Raw genomic sequence first — 18,470 nt, forward strand, 5'->3', positions numbered from 1 at the left:
TAGAGCAAGAACAGTATAGCCTTTTGGGTCTTCAGTTGTGTTAATTCAAGTTGACTTAAGTAGCACAAAGACGACAATGCCGGCCGCAACCGAGAGCAAAGTGACCACCGATATCCTCTTTATGATTCTCGGATACTCGACTTTAAAGTATTCGCTCGTCAAAACGAGACAGAGGTGGACCGGCGAAACCAGAACTCCAACAACTGCGAACGTGTAAGCGAGAATCGTTGTAGCAAGTGTACCATAACCGTTACCCATACTGAGAATTAACGGAAGACTGAGACCTACCCCGGCCTGAGTTACCCCCGTCATGAATCCCATTAGGAACGGAAGAAGAATTACCAGAGTCAGGGGCGGTATCGACCAGGCGATAAGTTCGCTGCCCATAGATTGCGGAACTTCTGCGATTTCAACAAGGTCTTTGTAAAAGAAGACAGTTAAAAGCAAGATAAACGTCTTGTATTTGAGAGCCGCTAATAGCACCTTTTTCTTGTTCTTATTGAGAAGCAAATAGACTACCGATGTCCCGAGGACGGACAGCCAGCCCGGCTGATTAAGTATCACCAGTATGATAACTGCGATTATCGGCCAGGCGCTAATCAAAAGCTCTTTTAACGCCGAGCGACTGTATCTGATCTTGATCGGCTTTCGAATCATCAGTAAATATCCGGTAACCAAAGCGACAACGCCTATGGGCATTAGCCAAAGGACAAGCGTATTGAGTCTTATCCTGGATATGCCAGATGCAATAACCAGAGCAGGGTACAGAGGCCAGAAGAACTCCATTGCGTGCCTGAACCAGTAGTTGAAGACAAGGCCGTCTTCATTTGAAATAGTGGGGTCGGATTTTGCTAGATCTTTAACCATGGGCGCGGAGAACATTGCCCCGCCAGGCATCGGAAGGAGTCCGATTATCGCAGGCATCAACGCAATCGAGACTCTTGGCTCGGGAAAAAGACTTTCAACGGCTCTTACAAATCTTGAAGAATTGCCGCTCTTGTCCATCGTTTCACCCATCAAGTATATGGAGAAAACAGTGATGATTACCTTCCAGAATTCCCAGTCGCTCACCTCTTTGGCAAAAGCGTTGAAATAGTCTGCAGGTGGAATGAGAAGAACAATACCCAAAGATATCACTGAAAAGAGGAGTGACAAAGAGATGTCCTTAAAGAATTTTAGAGATACAATCAAAACGACGATTGCAATTGCGACCGCTAAAGTATTCATCCGTTCCTCCCAGAAGGTACAGGTTAGCTTATCGAATTATTATATACTTTTATAGAGGTAGATGTAAATGGAGAAGGAGATTTTTGCAAAGCGTTATTCCGATCACCCCGAGATTATTGAGAGATTGGAAACAAGCAAAGGTTCTAAGATCGTTCTCAAGTCGAATTATCCAGGCGAATATCCGGAGAATGGCAGCATCCCTCTGTACCTTTACGAAGGGGGCAGAAAAGGGACGGTGCTTTTTTTTCATGGAAGGGGAGAGAATAATCTAGATTATCTCAGGTGGTTCCCGGAAAACCTCGCGAAACACGGTTACACCGGTGCCATGATGATACTACCCTTTCATTTCGAAAGAACTCCCGCCGGCCACAAATCGGGGGAGTTGTTTCTGGATCCCAGGACGGATGTTCTAAGAGAAAGGTTTGAAAACGCCGTTGTGGATGGTTTGACTGCTTTAAACTACGTCAAGCGTGAGTGCTCCCCACCCTACTTCCTCATGGGCTACAGCTTCGGGGGTTTTATCGCGGTCATTACCGCAGCGCTTGAACCTTCCGTGAGTGGATTGTCGCTTGTTGTAACCGGAGGCAATTTCTATCACATTACCTGGAAAAGCTTTGTGACCGGAGTAATGAGGGTCAAGTACGAAGAAGACGGATCCTGTAATAGAGAGAAATGCCGTAAATTGCACGAAGTAGATTACAGAAAGTTCTTGAACTCACTACAGAAGCCTGAAATCGAAATCGGGAGTGCTCCGATCTCGTGCTTCGAATACGACCCCCTGACTTACGCAAAGTTTGTCAGGTGTCCCACTCTCTTAACTGGAGCTCTTTTCGATATTTTCATTCCCAGACCTTCTACGAGAGAACTCGCCGAAATGCTTCCAGATGCTACTCTTCGCTGGATGCCTTCCGGCCATCTTACCTCCATATTGTTCAAAAAGACGATATTGAAGGGTTCTATCGATTTCTTCGAAAGAAAATGTAAAGGGAAGAGTGTTCTCTAAAACGCGCGTATCCTCCGCGGTCGCGCACACGCGCGAGGATCGAGGATAGAGGCCAGTGGTCAGAGCAGAAAATTAGTTGCAAGATGCAGTTCCAAGTTGCAGTAAAAAAGCTTAACAAAACGGGTCTGGGGTCTCGTAAAGAGAACCGGCTCATCAATTCACGGTTTTACTGTAACTTAGAAAGTTATCCTGACATCGGTTTGTGGAAGTCCCTCACTCTGTCATCCCGAACTTGTTTAGGGATCAAGGTTTCGATCTTATCCAAGAACGAAGAACCTGGACGCGCAGCGTCGGAATGAGGAACCGTTCTTCCCGAAGGACAGGTATGTGTTCTTGGATCAAGGACAGCTCTTACTTAAGCATGACGATATGTGGCGTTTTCGGAATAATCCTGAACTGTCACTGTAGAGCCTGCCCCAATGAACCTGCACTGAAAATCTCCTGTTCAGGGTCATCTCGAACTTGATCCGGGATCTGTTCCAAGAACGAAGAACCTGGACGCGCAGCGTTGGTACGAAGAAACAGTCTTCCCGAAGGACGGGTTCATGGTTTGGGACGAAGGACGGCTCTTTGCAGCGACCAGCGGGTTTTTGCTCTTAAGCGTACAGCGATTCTTAGGATAGAGATGCTAAAGCGAGTTCAGACACGAAGGGCAGAGTATCGATTACAGGGTCTGGGGTCTCGTAAAGAGAACCGGCAATCAATTCAGGGTTTCAATGCAACTGAGAAAGTTATCCTGACATCGGTTTGTGGAAGTCCCTCACTCTGTCATCCCGAACTTGTTTCGGGATCTAGGTTTCGATCTTATCCAAGAACGAAGAACCTGGACGCGCAGCGTCAGAACGAAGAACCGACGCTTCTTGGCGGAAACGGAGGACCGTTGACGAAAAACGGTTTTTCATAAGCGTACAGGGGTTCTGCAAAGGATCTCGCTCCCAAACCTCTATTTCTTTGTTTCTTGCATCCTGGCGCGTAAGCGCCAGCATCGCTTCCTGCGTAGCAACCTCACTTCCCCGGACGCTTTTCCGGGCATCACTTCCTGGGATGATTTTCCCAGCATTACTTCCTCGCGCCAGCAAGCCTCACTTCCCGATGTAGTCGGCCTCGCCTCCTGCCGAAGGCAACTTTGCGTCCGCCGGTGTTCTTCGGCGCCCTGCGTCTAGTCTTTTATTCTTCTTTGCGCCTAGAGCTTGCAACTTGGAACTGACAACTCCAAACTGTCCTCTGCGCGAGGCTGAACTGGCCGTCTGTTTTCAAATGTAATCAAATCCGTAGTTTGGAAGAGAAAGAGGCAGTCCTTTGAATTTGCTGCAGCAAAAGACTTCCTGGTTGAATTCCGCCAATGACAGTCTTTCAACGGTCTCTATGAATCTGTCATAGTCTTCTGAAGGCATAATCTCCGTGAAGTAGCCCTCCATTTGATCCAAGAAGCTTCTCTTAGATATAATTTTTGCGGTGCCGGGAAACTCGATCGGAAGGCTCTCCTCTGCCTTGAAGTGTCTTTCGGCGACGATTATGCATCCCTTGAGTCCGAGTTTCTCGATGAAGCCCCTTGTCAATGAGATTACGTCTTTGCTGCCTCCGCCGTATTCAGTCACGTAATGATTGTCTTCTCTCTCGACAACGGTAATGTATGCCTTTTCACTCAAGTACGTTTTTGCCTTACGTGCCTCCGCGTAACCCGTTGAGAAGGTTTTCTCAAAATCTGTGAAGTTCCTTATGTATCTCAGGGGTTTCATTCTGTAAAGATCGAGAATCTTACCAATGTCTGAAATTTTCGCTTCCCTCATAGATGCCGTTCTTCCCGGCTTCACGAGAATCCTCTTCGTGCCTGGCGGTCTGACCGCTCCGAACCGCTGGTACAGGCCTCTGCCTCCAGAAATTATGAGTAGTGACAAGCCCATATCTATTGCATGTTCTTCGGCCTTCGCAAGAGTCACGGCTCCGTAGTTCTTCCCACGGTAGTCCGGGTGAGTGCATACTGAACCGATGAGACCGACCTTCATTCTGTGTCCGAAGAAAGAGATTTCCCTAGGGAGTAAGCCGATCATCGACACCGGTCTTCCCCCCTCCTTAACGATCGTCATGTTTTCCACATTCTCTTCTGAAAACAGCACAGGAAAGATCTTTCCCATTTCACTTTTGAAGACAAGAGATGCAAGGTCAACCATCCCTTGTAGGTCTTCGATTTCTGCTCGTGCGGGATTGCTCAAGAGAACACCTCCCATGAATATCTAATCAGCTATATAATTGATAATCTCACAAAGAAGAGTTGGGTGCAAGATTGTGATTAAATAGAATTTGATAGTCAAATCGAAAGGGTGATTTCGTTGTCCGAGACAGTACACAAAATAATGCTTGATGACAAAGAATTGATAATTATCGGTACCGCTCACGTATCAAAGAACAGCGCCGAAGAAGTGAAGGCGATTATCGAAGAGGAAAAACCCGATTCCGTTGCAATAGAACTGTGCAACTCCCGGTACCAATCAATACAGGATAATGATAAATGGAAGAAGACCGATATCGCAAAGGTAGTTAAAGAGAAGAAGTCTTTTCTTCTGCTAGCTAACCTTATACTTTCCTCTTATCAAAAGAGAATGGCAAAACAAATAGGAATTCAGGCAGGACAGGAGATGCTGCAGGCTATTGAGTCGGCAAAAGAGATAGGAGCGGAGCTTGTTCTTGCAGATAGAGATATTCAGGTCACTTTCGCAAGAATATGGGGAAATCTTGGCTTCTGGGGAAAGACGAAACTCTTCTTCACTCTAGTTTTGTCTATCTTCAGCGATGAGAAGATAACAGAAGAAGATCTCGAGAAAATGAAGTCGGGGGATATGCTGACCTCTGCGCTCAGTGAGCTTGCCAAGTCCTTTCCTCAGCTCAAGGAGCCATTGATTGACGAAAGGGACAAGTATCTCGCCCAGAAGATCAAGACGGCTCCGGGAAAGAAAGTCGTCGCCGTAGTTGGTGCCGGGCATGTCCCGGGTTTGAAAGAGGCCATAAAAGAGGATCAGGATCTTGTTGCACTCACGAAGATCCCTCCGAAGAAGAAGACCGGTAAGATAATCGGCTGGACGATCTCGATAGCGATCATCGCCTTGATTGTTTCAACGTTAATAGTGAATCGCGATGCAGGGTTTGATCAGATTCTAAGCTGGATCCTGTGGAATGGATCGCTTTCTGCTCTAGGAACTCTTATAGCTTTTGGTCACCCTCTCTCTATACTGACGGCGTTCTTTGTTGCCCCTGTAAGCTCATTGAATCCGCTTCTGGCTGCGGGATGGTTTGCCGGACTTGTGGAAGCGATCGTAAGAAAGCCCAAGGTCTCGGATTTTGAGAACCTGAACGAAGATGTAAACTCCTTCAAGGGTTTTTGGAGAAACAGAGTCACGAAAATCCTTCTGATTGTGGTATTCGCGAACGTTGGAAGCAGTGTAGGCACTTTCATTGGGGGAGCCGAAGTAGTTAGAATTTTCATCAAGTCTTTCTTCGGGTAGTAGCACGAAAGTGCTATCATATCGTACTAATTAATTGAATCAAGGTGAGGAACTCGAATTATTTGAGTTTGGTCAATATTGTCGGATAGATTGGTATTTCAGGTCTTGAGACCAAGAATCTGGATAACAAGAAATTATCAAGTCATTGAAAGAGGAATAATAAGTATTTATGCAATGTTCCAAAGCTGGAAAATGAACTTCTCAGCGTTATCGAAAAGCTATTTCATGAAGTATTCTCGCACAATAAGGAGTTATAGAAAGACAAAGTAACAGGGCTGGTTTTATCTGGCAAAGACACCGTAAATCGGGCCTATTTGTTCTTCTGATTTTGCATATGAATGTAATATAATAATCTTGCAAATACATTAGCTTCTTCGTGAAGCATGGATTACTTCAGTATCGACAATCAAACACACTGATTTTTCGTTCTATATTAATCTCTCTCGTTTCTTGCCACTACGTAGACGAAACAACTTTATCCCAGTTCAACTTGTGACTCGATCGAAACGCTAATTTCTTAAGGAGGCGAAGGAAGTGAAGAAGCTAACTTACGTGCTGTTGGTCATGCTATTGCTGCTGGGCGGACTTGCTCTGTCCTCGCAGAAGGGACCTTATCCTGATCTTGTTTACTTCAACGTGAGAATGTCGGAAGAGATCGCGCTGAAGGACACGGCTGAAGGTCTTACAGATATTTTCATGTGGGGTCTTCAAGGGCCACAGATCTTCGGGCTGGATCAGGCCACCAGAGACAAGCTTGACCTGTATGCTGTTCCATCAGGATCCTGGTCGCTACTGATGAATCCGATTCCTAACAAAGCGCCATATGTCGTTGAAGTTGGAGGGAAGGAGTACTTCAACGCCTTTGCGATCAAGGATATCAGATTCGCGATGAACGACCTGATCAACAGGCAGTACCTTGTTGACGAGATTCTCGGAGGAGCCGGGACACCGGCCTTCACAATGGCTACTACTGGCCAACCGGGAACGTACAGGTACAATCTTCTCGCCACGAAGTTTGGTTTGACGGCTGAAGGAAACGAAGCAAGGGCTTTGGAAGTCATAGAAAGCTCTATGCAAGCTGCAGCCGCACTACCGGAAAATGTCGGCAGGCTGGAGAAGAAGGACGACGGCTTCTGGTACTTCGATAATGAGCCGGTAACAATCAAGATAGCCATTAGGGTCGATGATCCCCAGGGTCGTCTAAAGGAAGGGGACTACATTGCGGATCAGCTTGAAAAGGCAGGATTGAAGGCGGAAAGGTTGTACTGGGACAGGATTAAGTGCAGTAACGTCGTCTACGGAGGCGATCCGGCGGAGTTTACCTGGCAGATGTACACGGAAGGCTGGGGAGCCGGTGCAACGAGGGCCTTCTGGGAACATATCGTCGCGCAGATGTACGCTCCCTGGTATGGATACATGCCAGGCGGAATGACAGAAGGCTTCTGGAACTACGAACAGGATGAGATCGATGAAGTCACTCTCAAGGCTTATACCGGTAACTTCTTGACTGAGGAAGAGTACTGGGAACTTGCGCTAAGAGGCCTTGAACTCGGTTTGGAAGAAGCTGTAAGGATATACGTTGTCAATCAGCTCGACTTTTTTGTTGCGAACGCATCAAGACTCAAGCAGAGGTTCGCATATGGGCTGGGAGACGGTCTAAACACATGGTCGATAAGAACGGCCGTTACAGATGACCGAACGCTGTTCATAACACAGTTCTCGGCTATGGGGTCTCTCTTCATGGATGCCTGGGACCCGATAGGGACGGATGGTTTTGACAGCGTTTATTCGAACTACATTGCCGAAAACCTATATGACCCGGCAATGTTCGAAAGCCCAGCTTCGGCTATTCCAACACCTTTGAGAGCGGTACCGATTGAAGTTCAAACAAAGGCGCGACGTAATGAAGAAGGAGACGTTGTCGGAGATTACGAAGTGCCCGCAAATGCTATCAACTACTGCCCGTTTAACGAAGCCTGGCTAGAAGTTGGAGAAGGAAAGAAGTCGATCTCCATGGCTACCTACGAATTCAAGTTTGGCAAACTTCACCATGGGCAGCCCATTTCGATCGTTGACTTCCTCTATGCCCAGGCATTCCAAATGGAATGGGCGAGCAAAGAGAGCGACGATGATCTCCAGTACGAACAGGCATATTCTTCTTCTCTTAAGAGTGGTCTCGATACAATCATAGGTTGGGTTTTGAACGAGGACGACACCATAACCGTATACTTCAATTACAACTTCCCGGCAAGCAAGGAAAGAGTTGCTAGCTGGGGAGCACCAGGTATAAGCGTTTCTTCGTCGGGCCATCCTGTTGGCTGTGCCTGGGAGATAGCGGAAGCCATGTCTCTACTCGTAACTGAAGGCAGCGAATCGGGTACTGCATATTCAATTACAATGGATCCCGCCTTTACCGAAGTAGATGCCATTGCTCCTGCTTGTGTGAAAGACATCCGAGCTAAACTTGTCGAGATGAAGGAAAGAAAGCATATTCCAAACTACATTAAAGAATTTGTCGACGAGGAATACGTACTTGGCAGATACGAGGCTGCAGTCGAATTCATAGACAATTACGGCCACGCCTATATAAGCAATGGACCTTTCTATCTGTCGAAATTCGACTCGACTTCCAACTACATGGAATTGAGAGCTTTCAGAGATCCCGACTACCCGTACGAAGACACATACTGGATAGAGGAACTGAAAGCTGTAAGGATGCAGATAGACAGCTTGGAAACGCCTGCTTTTGTGGCTAAGGGCAGCGATCTTCCTGTAAGTGTTTACGTCTCGGAAGTCACTTATCCAATAGATGAGGCTGTTCCCGCAACAACCGGAAAGGTTACTCTGTCCCTGATAGTTGGACAGGAGACAAGGGAGTTTGAAGCCGCAATGACCGAAGCCGGATTGTTCGAGTGCGTGATACCGGCGAGTGCTGTCGAGGATCTCGGCGCAGGATCGTACGACATCATGGCAATTGCAGAGTTGGAAGGGGCCATTCCCGCTTCTGCTTCGACTTCTATAGTAATCTACTGATAAGGTTCAAGTTGAAGAGGCAGTGTCTACGACACTGCCTCTTCTTTCATTTGTCCCGTACAGCGACTCAAGACAGAGTGAAAGTCCGCAAACCCACCAGACGGACTTCTAGTGCGCAGTCTGTTTTTTTCAAACTGAATAAAGCCTTCTGAAATATCAGTAATTCAGTCAAAAGAGAATCGAACCAAAAACAATCGTGAAGTCTAATTGAAGGCAGCAGCAGCGGTTTCCAGTGGATAAACTCTTTTCACAAGTATATTTTTCGAGTAAAGAGACAAAACCCCTTCCTTTGAAAAGCAACTGGAGAGAATAAATTCACCCTGAAACGCGACTTTATAGGCAATCTCGGGTGCTTCTGCGTGAAAATCTAAAGAATGGCTGAAACTACTCCTTAGATCCTCTTATTTTTCTCAAGAACTTCTCCACATCTTCGGAAGGGATTTCGAGGTAACCGGGTTTGGCACCGGAAAGGAGGGTGATCTGAGCCAGAAACTCCAGCGTCTCGAGCTTTGCATATGCCTCTTCAATACTACTTCCGCCGACTGTAACACCGTGGTTTCTCAAAACGAAGGTTCGCGAGCCCAGCTTCAAACCCTCGTCGAATACCTCCGCAAAATCATCCGTACCAGGCATTCTGTAGGGAAGATAGGTTATCGGAGCCAGCATGAGCGCAGTTTCAGGAAGAACATTCACAGGAAACTTCTTCTGCTGAACTGCGATAGTGGTCGCGTAAACGGGATGAGCATGGAAGACGGAAACCACGTCTTCACACTCTCTGTAAATCTTCAAATGCATCCTGTATTCCGATGATGGTTCGCGCCTCCCACTAACTTTCCTTCCATTCAGATCTACCTCGACAAGATCCTCTTCCGTGAGAAAGTGCTTCACCATTGTTGTGGGGGTAATCACAAAATGATCTCCATTTCTAACGCTCATATTTCCACCGGTACTCTCGGTAAGTCTTCTGTCCCACGCCAGCCTCGCGAAAAGGACCAGCTCTTTTCTCAAATCCATAGTGACCTCCATTTTGTTCTATATTTTGTTCCATATATAGCATGAAATAACTAAAAGTCGATTCTATTATAGCCAGTCACGCTACACGTGACCATCAGGTTTTGCCTGGCCAGTCTCCCCTTTGGCGGGACGCATAGCAGTAAGTAGCATCAGTGGACGCAATGACGGCAAGCCTCTGAAGAAGTGATGCTTGCGCTTGCACACCAGGAGGCAAGAAACAAAGAAAGAGAGGTTTGGGAGCGAAATCCTTTGCAGAACCCCTGTACGCTTATGAAAAACCGTTTTCCGTCAATGGTCCTCCGTCCCCGCCAAGAAGCATCGGTTCTTCGTTCCGACGCTGCGCGTCCAGGTTCTTCGTTCTTGGATAAGATCGACACCTAGATCCCGAAACAAGTTCGGGATGACAATGTGGGGGACTTCGCAAACCCGCTGCCCGGACAACTTCCTCAGTTGCATTGAAACCCTGAATCAATTGCCGGTTCTGTTCGCGAGACCCCATACCCTGTAATAGATACCCTGCCCTTCGCGTCATGAACTCGTTTCAGCATCTCTATCCTAAGAATCGCTGTATGCTTAAGAGCAAAAACCCGCTGGTCGCTGCAAAGAGCCGTCCTTGGTCCTTCCAAACCATGAACCCGTCCTTCGAAAGAACATGAAGAACAGATCCTCGCTCTGGAACAAACAACTTCTCCTCGGCAAACGGAGAACCGCTCAACGGTCAACCAATTTCTCTTGCTCTTTCGAACCCCCAACCTGGGTTTCTCGAAGCCCAGATCCCGAAACAAGTTCGGGATGACAGAGTGAGGGAATTCCACAAACCGCTGCCCGGATAACTTTCTAAGTTACAGTAAAACCCTGAATTGATGAGCCGGTTCTGTTCGCGAGACCCGAGACCCGTTTTGTTGGGCTTTTCTACTCGCAACTCAGAACTTGCAACTTGGAACTTACAACTGATCCCTTGCTCTTTTTCTTTGGATTTTGCCTCCTGGTGCGTAAGCGCCAGCATCACTTCCCCGGATGCCCTTCCGGGCATCACTTCCTCGCGCCAGCGAGCCTCACTTCCTGCTGGAGGCAGCATCACTTCTGATCTTGATGCCACCAGCCTGCTACCCGCAACCCCGGTCTTTCGGAAGATCAGATCCCGAAACAAGTTCGGGATGACAGCCTCAATAGCACTGGGGTCGTGATGGTTTAACCACTTGTATTCGCGAGACCCCAGACTCGAGACCCGAGACCCGTTTTGTTGGGCTTTTTTACTCGCAACTCACAACTTAGAACTTGAGACTGGTTTTTTGCTCTTCCAACCTCTGACTACTGACCTCTAACCTCGGTTTCTTTTCAAAGATCCACTATTTTCCCCGGATTGAGTATGTTGTTTCTATCAAAGGCCTTTTTTATGCCTCGAATTAGGTCAAGTTGCGCTTCGTCTACTATCGATGCGAGATATTTCTTTCTCTTGATACCTATACCGTGTTCTCCGCTGATGCAGCCCCCTAACTCTGTGGTTTCGTCAAAGAGCTCTTTCTCGGCCAGAGGGAGATTTCTGTCCCACTCTTCCTGGGGAAGGTCTCCCTTTATGAAAGTGACATGGACATTTCCATCGCCGGCGTGGCCAAAGGCAATCATCTCGAGTCCGCGCTTCTTTGCGATCTCTTCAGACCTATTTATTAGCTTAGGTATGTTCGCCATCGGAACGGAAACGTCTTCCATGCTGTGTACAGGGCTTATTGCGGCCAGTGCTTCCGCAATCGACTTTCTGGCCTTCCATAGTTTGTCTCTCGTATTCCGGTTGTCTGCCACAAAGGCCTCAAGCCCACCCGCTTCCATGGCGGCTTCTCCGAGTTTGACGTAATCGTCGAATACCGCATCTTTGCTGTTGCCTTCGACTTCAATTATCAGGTGAGCGCCGGCGTCAGCATACGGAAACTCGATGTTCAGGAAGCTGCAGGCCGCCCTTATCGATGAGCCGTCCATAAACTCTAGGGAAGTAGGGACAACACCCGAACCGCTCATCAAACCAGGTACTGCGGCAATTGCCGTGTCGATATCCGGGTATGGTACAAGCAGAGCCACGGAATACTTCGGCTTTGGTAGCAGCCTCAGAGTTATCTTCGTTACAATTCCGAGCGTGCCTTCAGATCCGACCATGAGATGAACGAAGTCCAGACCGCTGACGTCCTTAAGTCTCTTTCCTCCGAAGTATGTGACCTCGCCTGAGGGTAGTACAACCTCAAGGCCGTAAACATGGTATCCCGTCGGTCCATATTTCATGACTTTGTTTCCACCGGCATTTTCCGCAACGTTGCCCCCGATCGAGGAGCTTTCGCTGCTGCAGGGATCGCCTCCGTAAACGAGATTATGCCTGTCTGCCAGTTTCTGAATTTCGCCGGTTATCACTCCCGGTTCGACGGTAATCATCATGTTTGCCTCGTCGAACTCGAGAATCCTGTTCATCTTCTCGAAACTCATGACGATTCCACGGTATGAAGGCACCGCGCCTCCCGAAAGGCCCGTTCCCGCACCTCTTGGGGTAACTGGAATCAAGTGCCTGTTTGCAAATTTCATGATCTTCGACACTTCCTCAGTACTTACAGGGAATGTGACGACCTCCGGTCTAACGGCTTTCAATTCCGCCGTCTCGTCTCTAGAATATCTATCCAGTGACTCCTCATCGTATTTGACGGGGATGTTGAGTAGTGATTGTAGTTCTTCGATTAGGTCCGCGTTGAGCCGTCCGTAATTCATCTCTTCACCTCCGACTCAAGAGACTTTGCAAGCTCGTTCAGAATCTCGACAGCGTCTCCAACAAGCCCAATATCTGCGAAGTTGAAAATCGCGGCGTTCCTGTCTCTGTTTATCGCAACGATGAACTCTGCGGTTTGCATCCCCGCAATATGTTGAACGGCGCCGGAAATACCCGCAGCGATGTAGATCTTCGGTTTAACTGTATGGCCGCTCAATCCGACTTGAGCTTCGTGTCCTATCCACTTCGAATCAACGATCTTCCTTGAAGCGCCAACGGTTCCGTTGATCATTTTTGAAAGCCTGAAGATCGGTTCCATGTTTTCAACCCTTCGAAGTCCCATGCCTCCGGCGATTATCACTTCGGCGTCCTGAACTCCCTTCTGCCCCGCTCCTATTGGATGAAACTCGATTAGTTTTGCTTCAGTTTGGGTCAAATCTGGAGTCACTTCAAAGTTAACCAGTTCATTTTTGCTTTCATACGCTTCCTTCAGAGCCGAGAATGTCTTGGGTCTCACGGTGGCCATCTGAGGCCTGTGATTCGGGGTCTTTATCGTCGCCATTATGTTGCCGCCTATGGCAGGTCTTGTCTGAAGAAGATTTCCAGTTTCCTCTTCTATATCTAGACCGGTGCAGTCGGCCGTCAGGCCAGTCTTCAAGAGAGCCGCCAGGCCGGGCATATAGGTTCTGCCTGAAGTCGTGGCCGGTGCAAGTACGATCTCTGGAGCGAACTCTCTTACGATAGCTGCCAGAGTCTTTGTGTATGGTTCGAAATTGAATCTTGAGAAGCTTCTATCCACTGCCTGGATAATTCGATCTGCCCCTCCTGAGAAGAGAGCGTCAGCCGATTCCTCTTCGACAGGCTTGTCGGAAAGAACCACTACAGAAACCGTAAGAGGCCTCTTTATGGATAACTCTCTGGCCTTTCCAAGTAGTTCGAATGTACTTGAGTGGATTTCATTTCCTCTTCTTTCTGCGATTACCAGGAGATCACTCATGGTTCACCTCCAGATAGGGTGCCAACCTCTTTTTTATCTCATCTATTCCATCTCTGATACTGCTTCCCTCATACATCTCTACCTTCCTAGAGAGCTTCGGGGTTCCTATTCTTACTACCCTTGTGGGTGATCCTTTCAAGCCGATCTCAGATGGATCTAATTCCAGAAAATCGTTGCCGATCCTCTCTACTGATGCGTTTCTCGCGAGTTTCTTTCCATTCAAGGTAGGGAGTCTGGGTTCATTGACATCCTTAGTCACCGAAACAAGCGAAGGTAGGGGTAGCTTCCATATTTCCTTTCCGTCTTCCACTTCGCGTTCGATTGTAATGCCAGATTCATCTAGCTCAGCTATTCTAGAAACGTATGTAGCAATGGGAATACCCAGCATAGCACCGGTTTCGGGCCCCACCTGACCGGTTTCTCCGTCGGTAGCCTTCTCTCCGGCCAGGATCAGGTCAAAGGGACCTTCTTTTTCCGCAAATCTCGCGAGAGCCATTGATGTAGCCCACGTATCGGCGCCTGCGAACTTACGGTCTGTGAGAAGCACCGCCCTGTCGGCGCCCATTGCTATTGCTTCCCTCACGGCCTCTTCTGCCGCAGGTGGTCCCATAGAAACAACCGTAACGGAGTGATCTCCAGTCTCTTTGATTCTCAACGCTGTTTCCAGCGCGTGAAGGTCGAGAGGATTGATTACGGTGCCAACACCCTCTCTTATCATTGTTCCCGTCTCTGGATTGAGCTTCACCTCATCGGAGTCCGGGACCTGTTTTAGAAGAACGAGTATTTTCAAGACAATTCCCCCCAGGCGTATATTCTCTCTTCAATCTTAATACACGTGTCGATTACTTTCGCGGCCGTAGTCTAGATTATGGAGCGAAAGTCTATGAAAGACTGTTTTAAGCCACTTGATTATTATTGACCGTTATGCTCTGAAAACCGATGAAAAATTAGTTAATTGATTTAATTGTTAGAACAAAGTGAAAGCACACAAATGTAGACCGCAAAAACCTTTAAGTATTTTTCCACAATATTGCTTTTGAGTTAATGGAAAGTACTTTGTAGTCTGATTGCGAGCGATAAATAAGACCCACAAATGATTCTACTAAATTCCTGGTTTTTAGAACTTCAATTATTCGTAATGATTGTGCTATTATATCTCTAATCGGGGTGAATTGATGAAGAACGAGAAGTCTTTCTTTTTATTTTTCTTGGTTCTACTAAGTACTTTTGTTTTTGCGGACAAGCTGATTTTTGGCGGTGATAACGCCTATCCTCCGTATGAGTTTGCTGATGAAAACGGTGAGTACACGGGATTCAATGTGGACTTGATGAAGGCCGTCTCTAGAGTCGCCGAGCTGGATATAGAAATAGAGCTCGGTGAATGGGATCTTGTTGTCGAAAGGTTCAAGTCAGGAGAACTTGACGGACTAATAGGCATGGCTGTCACTCCCGAACGGCAAAAGATATACGGTTTTTCGATTCCCCACAATACTCTGCACATGGCGATCTTTTACAGAAAAGGTTCCCAAGAACCTACCGTAGATGATCTGAGAGGAAGGGAAATTGTCGTACAAACGAAGGGGGTCATGCACGACTATCTTCTGGAAAACTCAATAACCGACAAGATTGTCGCGGTTGAGTCTCCTCTTGACGGCTTGAAGCTTCTTTCATCGGGCACCGGGGATTTTGGCCTCTTCGAGAAATATCAGTCCCTCTATTTTGCTAAAGAGAATGCGATCGGTAATCTCGAGGTTTCCGGTGCCACGGTCTTCGAGAGAGATTATGCCTTCGCCACAGCAAGAGATGACTTTGTTCTTCTCAACAAGCTCAATAAGGGACTTCTCCTTGTCAGAGAGAGCGGTGAGTATAAGGATATATTCGAGAAATGGTTTGGCTCCGCAAACTGGTTTGAACAGAATAGAAAGGAATTGCTCTTGTCTGTTGGAATGCTCGTTATATTCATAGGCGTGCTATTTGGTCTTTGGTTCTGGAACCACACTTTACAAGGGCGCGTTAAGGCAAGAACCGAGGAGCTTGAGAAGAAAGTAACTGAAAACGAGCGCCTCAGGGACAAGATAAGGAGTCTCCACGATATTGCCTTCAAGATGGAGAACTGCACAGAAGAAGAGGAAGTCTATGACCTCATAGTTAAAGCGGCCACCGAAATTCTCAGCTTCGACTATTACAGTCTTGACATTGTCGAAGGAGACTATCTTATCGCAAAGAGAAACTCGAACAACATCGAAGTCAATTCAAGGGTTCCAAAGTACGAGGGAATTGCTGGAAAGACTTTGAAGACCGGGAAAACGATAATAGTCGATGACGTTTCGAAGGAAGTCGATGCAATACCTTCAAGCAGTAGGATCAAGGCTGTACTTAGTGTTCCCATCGGTGATTTCGGCGTTTTTCAAACAGTCACACTTGAGTCCGGGAGCTTCAAACATGAAGATGCAGAGCTTGCCGAGTTGTTGATGCTTCATGCTCTTGGAGCCTTTGAAAAGATCAAGAAGACTAGAGAAATACAGTTCCTTGCTTTTCACGATTCGCTGACCGGTCTTTACAACAGGACCTTCTTCGATGAGGAAGTATCCAGAGTAGACACTTCGAGAAATCTTCCGATTTCCGTAATTTTCGCGGATGTAAACGGGCTGAAGGGTTTGAACGACCGTTTCGGCCATTTCTACGGCGACGATTATCTGAAGACTATATCTCGCACAATCAAGGAATCCTGCAGGCACGAGGATCTAGTTGTTCGATGGGGTGGAGATGAGTTTGTTGTCCTTCTTCTGAGAACAGACACCGAAATGGCAGAGGAAATCGTTTCAAGAATCGAGAAAAATCTGAGCAAGATAGACTGTTTCGCCGTGGAAGCTAGTGTCTCATTTGGAGTAGCCACTAAGAGAGACATGCTAACTGATTTTCATGATGTGCTGAGAAATGCCGAGCTTGCAATGTATTTGAAGAAAAGAGAACTCAGAAGATAAGAAAGAGTCCAGAAGACCAGCCTTTCCTGAAACAAATGGCGATGATTAAGAGTGATTAAAGACGATTATGTCTTCATTTTTCCTCTAAACTTCTTATCACTAAGATTTCCTCTGTCATTCAAATTTGTTTCGAGTTTGGTCGCTTGTTATAATTATAGTGTTTGTACGTACATGTGTACATTCGTATGTACAGAACAACTTTATAAGGAGGGTTTTGCTAATGCGTAAAGTACTTATGCTACTTGTCATGGCTTCAATTCTTTTCGGAGCCACACTGGGATTTGCAGTTTACGAAATTGCCTTCATAGTCAAGGCAACGGATTCTGACTTCTGGCAATACACGATAGTCGGCGCCGAGAACGCCGAACACGATCTACAGGGCCTTGTTAATGTCACGGTTTACGGACCTCCGTCCGAGTCAGACATCGACAAGCAGGTCGCTATTCTTGAGGACGTTGTCAACAAGAAGCCAGACGCAATCGTTATTTCTTCGACAAGCTCGGAAGCTCCTTCTCTGATTCTTGACGAAGCTTACAAGCAGGGTATCAAGATCATTCTCATTGACAACTTCGTCTATGATACTGGATACAATTCATTCCTCGCTACCAACAACAGAGTAGGAGGCGCTCTCGCAGCCGATAAGCTTGTTGAGTATCTCAAGGCAGCAGGTAAGGACCTCAAGGGCAAGATCGGTCTAGTAAGTGCAATGGCTGGTGTTCAGGTTCTTACAGATAGAGATGATGGGTTCAAGACAAGACTCGCCGAGATAGCTCCTGATCTAGAAGTCCTCCCCACGATCTATGTTGACAACGACATTTCTAGAGCAGCCAACGCTACGGAAGACCTCTTAATCGCTTACGATGATCTAATTGGAATGTTTGCAGACAACAACCACACAGGTGACGGAGTTGCCAGAGTTATCGAACTTCAGGGTCTTCAGGATGAAGTCATCTCGGTTGCCTACGACTCAGACCCGCAGGAAATTGATGCTCTCAGAAACGGCTCCTTGAAAGCTCTTATCGTTCAGGATCCCCACGGTATGGGTTACAAGGGTGTCATGTTTGCCTTCATGGCAATCAACGGCGAACCGCTTCCCGAGTACTTCGATACTGGAGTCTACGTAGTCGAAAAGGATATACTTGATGATTCTATGTGGGTTCTCGACCCATTCTCAAGGAAAAAGTACTGATACTTTAAGTTTCTAACGATTATGGGCAGCGAAAGCTGCCCTTTTTCAGAAATTTTTGCCTATCCCGGGAGGTATTTATGAATAGAGACATTCCTTTTAACAGACGTTTCGATAATACTTTGCTGAATCCCGAATCAAAGTGGGAGGATATTGAGAGCTTCGTTGACGAAACACTCGAGTACAATTTCAGAAATGTGGTTGTTCCGTGGTATGCGATCCCTACTTATGTTATTGAAAAAGTCGAGGGAACTGAGGTTGGAATTAATGTAGGTCCCGGAGGCTTTCCGCTCGGCATGGTTCCCACAGAGTTGAAAATGAGAGAAATAGAATACTACATGTCTCTTGGAGAGGCGGTTACTGATTTCGACATTGTGATAAACGTATCTGCGGTCAAATCGAGAAACTGGGACCTGATGGAACGGGAGTTCGTAACTCTTTCCGAGCGAGTGAAGAAAGGAAACAGAGTCTGCAAATTCATAATCGAGACCAGCAGATTGACTGAAGAGGAAATAGTCAAGGTATGTGAACTGATAGTCGACGTTCCAACGATCGACTTCGTTAAGACCGGGACAGGTTTCGGTCCCAGAGCAACCTCTTATCGCGATGTTGAACTCATAAACTCCGTCGTTTCCGGGAAGAAAGAGATAAAGGTTTCCGGCGGCGTCAGGACTCTCGAACAGGTCGAGAAATTCATGGAACTGGGAGCCACAGTCTTCGGTTCGAGTTCCAGCGTCTCTATATACAAAGAGTATGAAAAGAAATACGGTGGCTAAAGGAGAG

Annotated in this window: 12 protein-coding genes; 6 read left to right on the forward strand and 6 right to left on the reverse strand. The window is 47.0% G+C overall.

Annotated features, from left to right (window positions below):
- Window positions 1–45: 45 nt before the first annotated feature.
- Window positions 46–1,227 carry a DUF401 family protein gene (locus tag V513_RS08415; RefSeq protein ID WP_099772378.1) on the reverse strand — a complete coding sequence of 394 codons (1,182 nt, stop codon included), beginning with the start codon at window positions 1,225–1,227 and terminating at the stop codon, window positions 46–48.
- Between the two features lie 67 nt (window positions 1,228–1,294).
- On the opposite strand from V513_RS08415, the gene V513_RS08420 reads away from it, so the two are divergent.
- Entirely contained in the window at window positions 1,295–2,230 is a 936-nt protein-coding gene (locus V513_RS08420; RefSeq protein WP_099772379.1) for an alpha/beta hydrolase, read from the forward strand.
- Window positions 2,231–3,483: 1,253 nt separating this feature from the next.
- Here V513_RS08420 and V513_RS08430 read toward each other — a convergent pair.
- Window positions 3,484–4,443: a GNAT family N-acetyltransferase gene (locus V513_RS08430; protein WP_099772381.1), complete on the reverse strand. Its 960-nt coding sequence runs from the start codon at window positions 4,441–4,443 to the stop codon at window positions 3,484–3,486.
- A 117-nt stretch (window positions 4,444–4,560) separates the two neighbouring features.
- Here V513_RS08430 and V513_RS08435 point away from each other — a divergent pair, with 117 nt between their 5' ends.
- Both V513_RS08435 and V513_RS08445 read left to right on the forward strand, forming a co-directional pair.
- Window positions 4,561–5,730, forward strand: a complete 1,170-nt coding sequence (locus V513_RS08435) for a TraB/GumN family protein (protein WP_099772382.1) — start codon at window positions 4,561–4,563, stop codon at window positions 5,728–5,730.
- 534 nt (window positions 5,731–6,264) lie between these two features.
- Window positions 6,265–8,763: an ABC transporter substrate-binding protein gene (locus tag V513_RS08445; protein ID WP_099772384.1), complete on the forward strand. Its 2,499-nt coding sequence runs from the start codon at window positions 6,265–6,267 to the stop codon at window positions 8,761–8,763.
- 384 nt (window positions 8,764–9,147) lie between these two features.
- Here V513_RS08445 and V513_RS08450 read toward each other — a convergent pair whose 3' ends face one another.
- The 4 genes from V513_RS08450 to V513_RS08475 form a co-directional block, all read right to left on the reverse strand.
- The gene (locus V513_RS08450) at window positions 9,148–9,777 is read right to left on the reverse strand and encodes a class II aldolase/adducin family protein (protein ID WP_099772385.1); all 630 of its coding nucleotides are present in this window, start codon (window positions 9,775–9,777) and stop codon (window positions 9,148–9,150) included.
- Between the two features lie 1,338 nt (window positions 9,778–11,115).
- Window positions 11,116–12,522 (reverse strand): FAD-binding oxidoreductase, encoded by a 1,407-nt coding sequence (locus V513_RS08465; protein ID WP_099772387.1) that lies wholly within the window; start codon window positions 12,520–12,522, stop codon window positions 11,116–11,118.
- Entirely contained in the window at window positions 12,519–13,517 is a 999-nt protein-coding gene (locus tag V513_RS08470; RefSeq protein ID WP_099772388.1) for an electron transfer flavoprotein subunit alpha/FixB family protein, read from the reverse strand. Before V513_RS08470 ends, V513_RS08465 begins: the two co-directional genes overlap by 4 nt.
- On the reverse strand, window positions 13,510–14,307 hold the full coding sequence (locus tag V513_RS08475; RefSeq protein ID WP_099772389.1) for an electron transfer flavoprotein subunit beta/FixA family protein: 798 nt from the start codon (window positions 14,305–14,307) through the stop codon (window positions 13,510–13,512). The genes V513_RS08470 and V513_RS08475 overlap by 8 nt, the downstream gene beginning before the upstream one ends.
- Before the next feature lie 385 nt (window positions 14,308–14,692).
- Here V513_RS08475 and V513_RS08480 point away from each other — a divergent pair, with 385 nt between their 5' ends.
- The 3 genes from V513_RS08480 to deoC all read left to right on the forward strand — a co-directional run bounded on the left by V513_RS08480 (window position 14,693) and on the right by deoC (window position 18,463).
- Window positions 14,693–16,501: a diguanylate cyclase gene (locus V513_RS08480; RefSeq protein ID WP_099772390.1), complete on the forward strand. Its 1,809-nt coding sequence runs from the start codon at window positions 14,693–14,695 to the stop codon at window positions 16,499–16,501.
- Between the two features lie 220 nt (window positions 16,502–16,721).
- Window positions 16,722–17,690, forward strand: a complete 969-nt coding sequence (locus V513_RS08485) for an ABC transporter substrate-binding protein (RefSeq protein WP_099772391.1) — start codon at window positions 16,722–16,724, stop codon at window positions 17,688–17,690.
- A gap of 77 nt (window positions 17,691–17,767) precedes the next feature.
- Window positions 17,768–18,463, forward strand: a complete 696-nt coding sequence (gene deoC / locus V513_RS08490) for a deoxyribose-phosphate aldolase (protein ID WP_099772392.1) — start codon at window positions 17,768–17,770, stop codon at window positions 18,461–18,463.
- Window positions 18,464–18,470 lie beyond the last annotated feature (7 nt).

It is taken from the genome of Mesotoga sp. H07.pep.5.3 (assembly GCF_002752615.1).
GTDB classification, from domain to species: domain Bacteria; phylum Thermotogota; class Thermotogae; order Petrotogales; family Kosmotogaceae; genus Mesotoga; species Mesotoga prima.

Bases quoted from the DNA above. Each gene is read 5' to 3' on its own strand.
- V513_RS08485 (WP_099772391.1), top strand. From the start codon at position 16,722: ATGCGTAAAGTACTTATGCTACTTGTCATGGCTTCAATTCTTTTCGGA.
- V513_RS08465 (WP_099772387.1), bottom strand. From the start codon at position 12,522: ATGAATTACGGACGGCTCAACGCGGACCTAATCGAAGAACTACAATCA.
- V513_RS08450 (WP_099772385.1), bottom strand. From the start codon at position 9,777: ATGGATTTGAGAAAAGAGCTGGTCCTTTTCGCGAGGCTGGCGTGGGAC.
- deoC (WP_099772392.1), top strand. From the start codon at position 17,768: ATGAATAGAGACATTCCTTTTAACAGACGTTTCGATAATACTTTGCTG.
- V513_RS08415 (WP_099772378.1), bottom strand. From the start codon at position 1,227: ATGAATACTTTAGCGGTCGCAATTGCAATCGTCGTTTTGATTGTATCT.
- V513_RS08470 (WP_099772388.1), bottom strand. From the start codon at position 13,517: ATGAGTGATCTCCTGGTAATCGCAGAAAGAAGAGGAAATGAAATCCAC.
- V513_RS08420 (WP_099772379.1), top strand. From the start codon at position 1,295: ATGGAGAAGGAGATTTTTGCAAAGCGTTATTCCGATCACCCCGAGATT.
- V513_RS08480 (WP_099772390.1), top strand. From the start codon at position 14,693: ATGAAGAACGAGAAGTCTTTCTTTTTATTTTTCTTGGTTCTACTAAGT.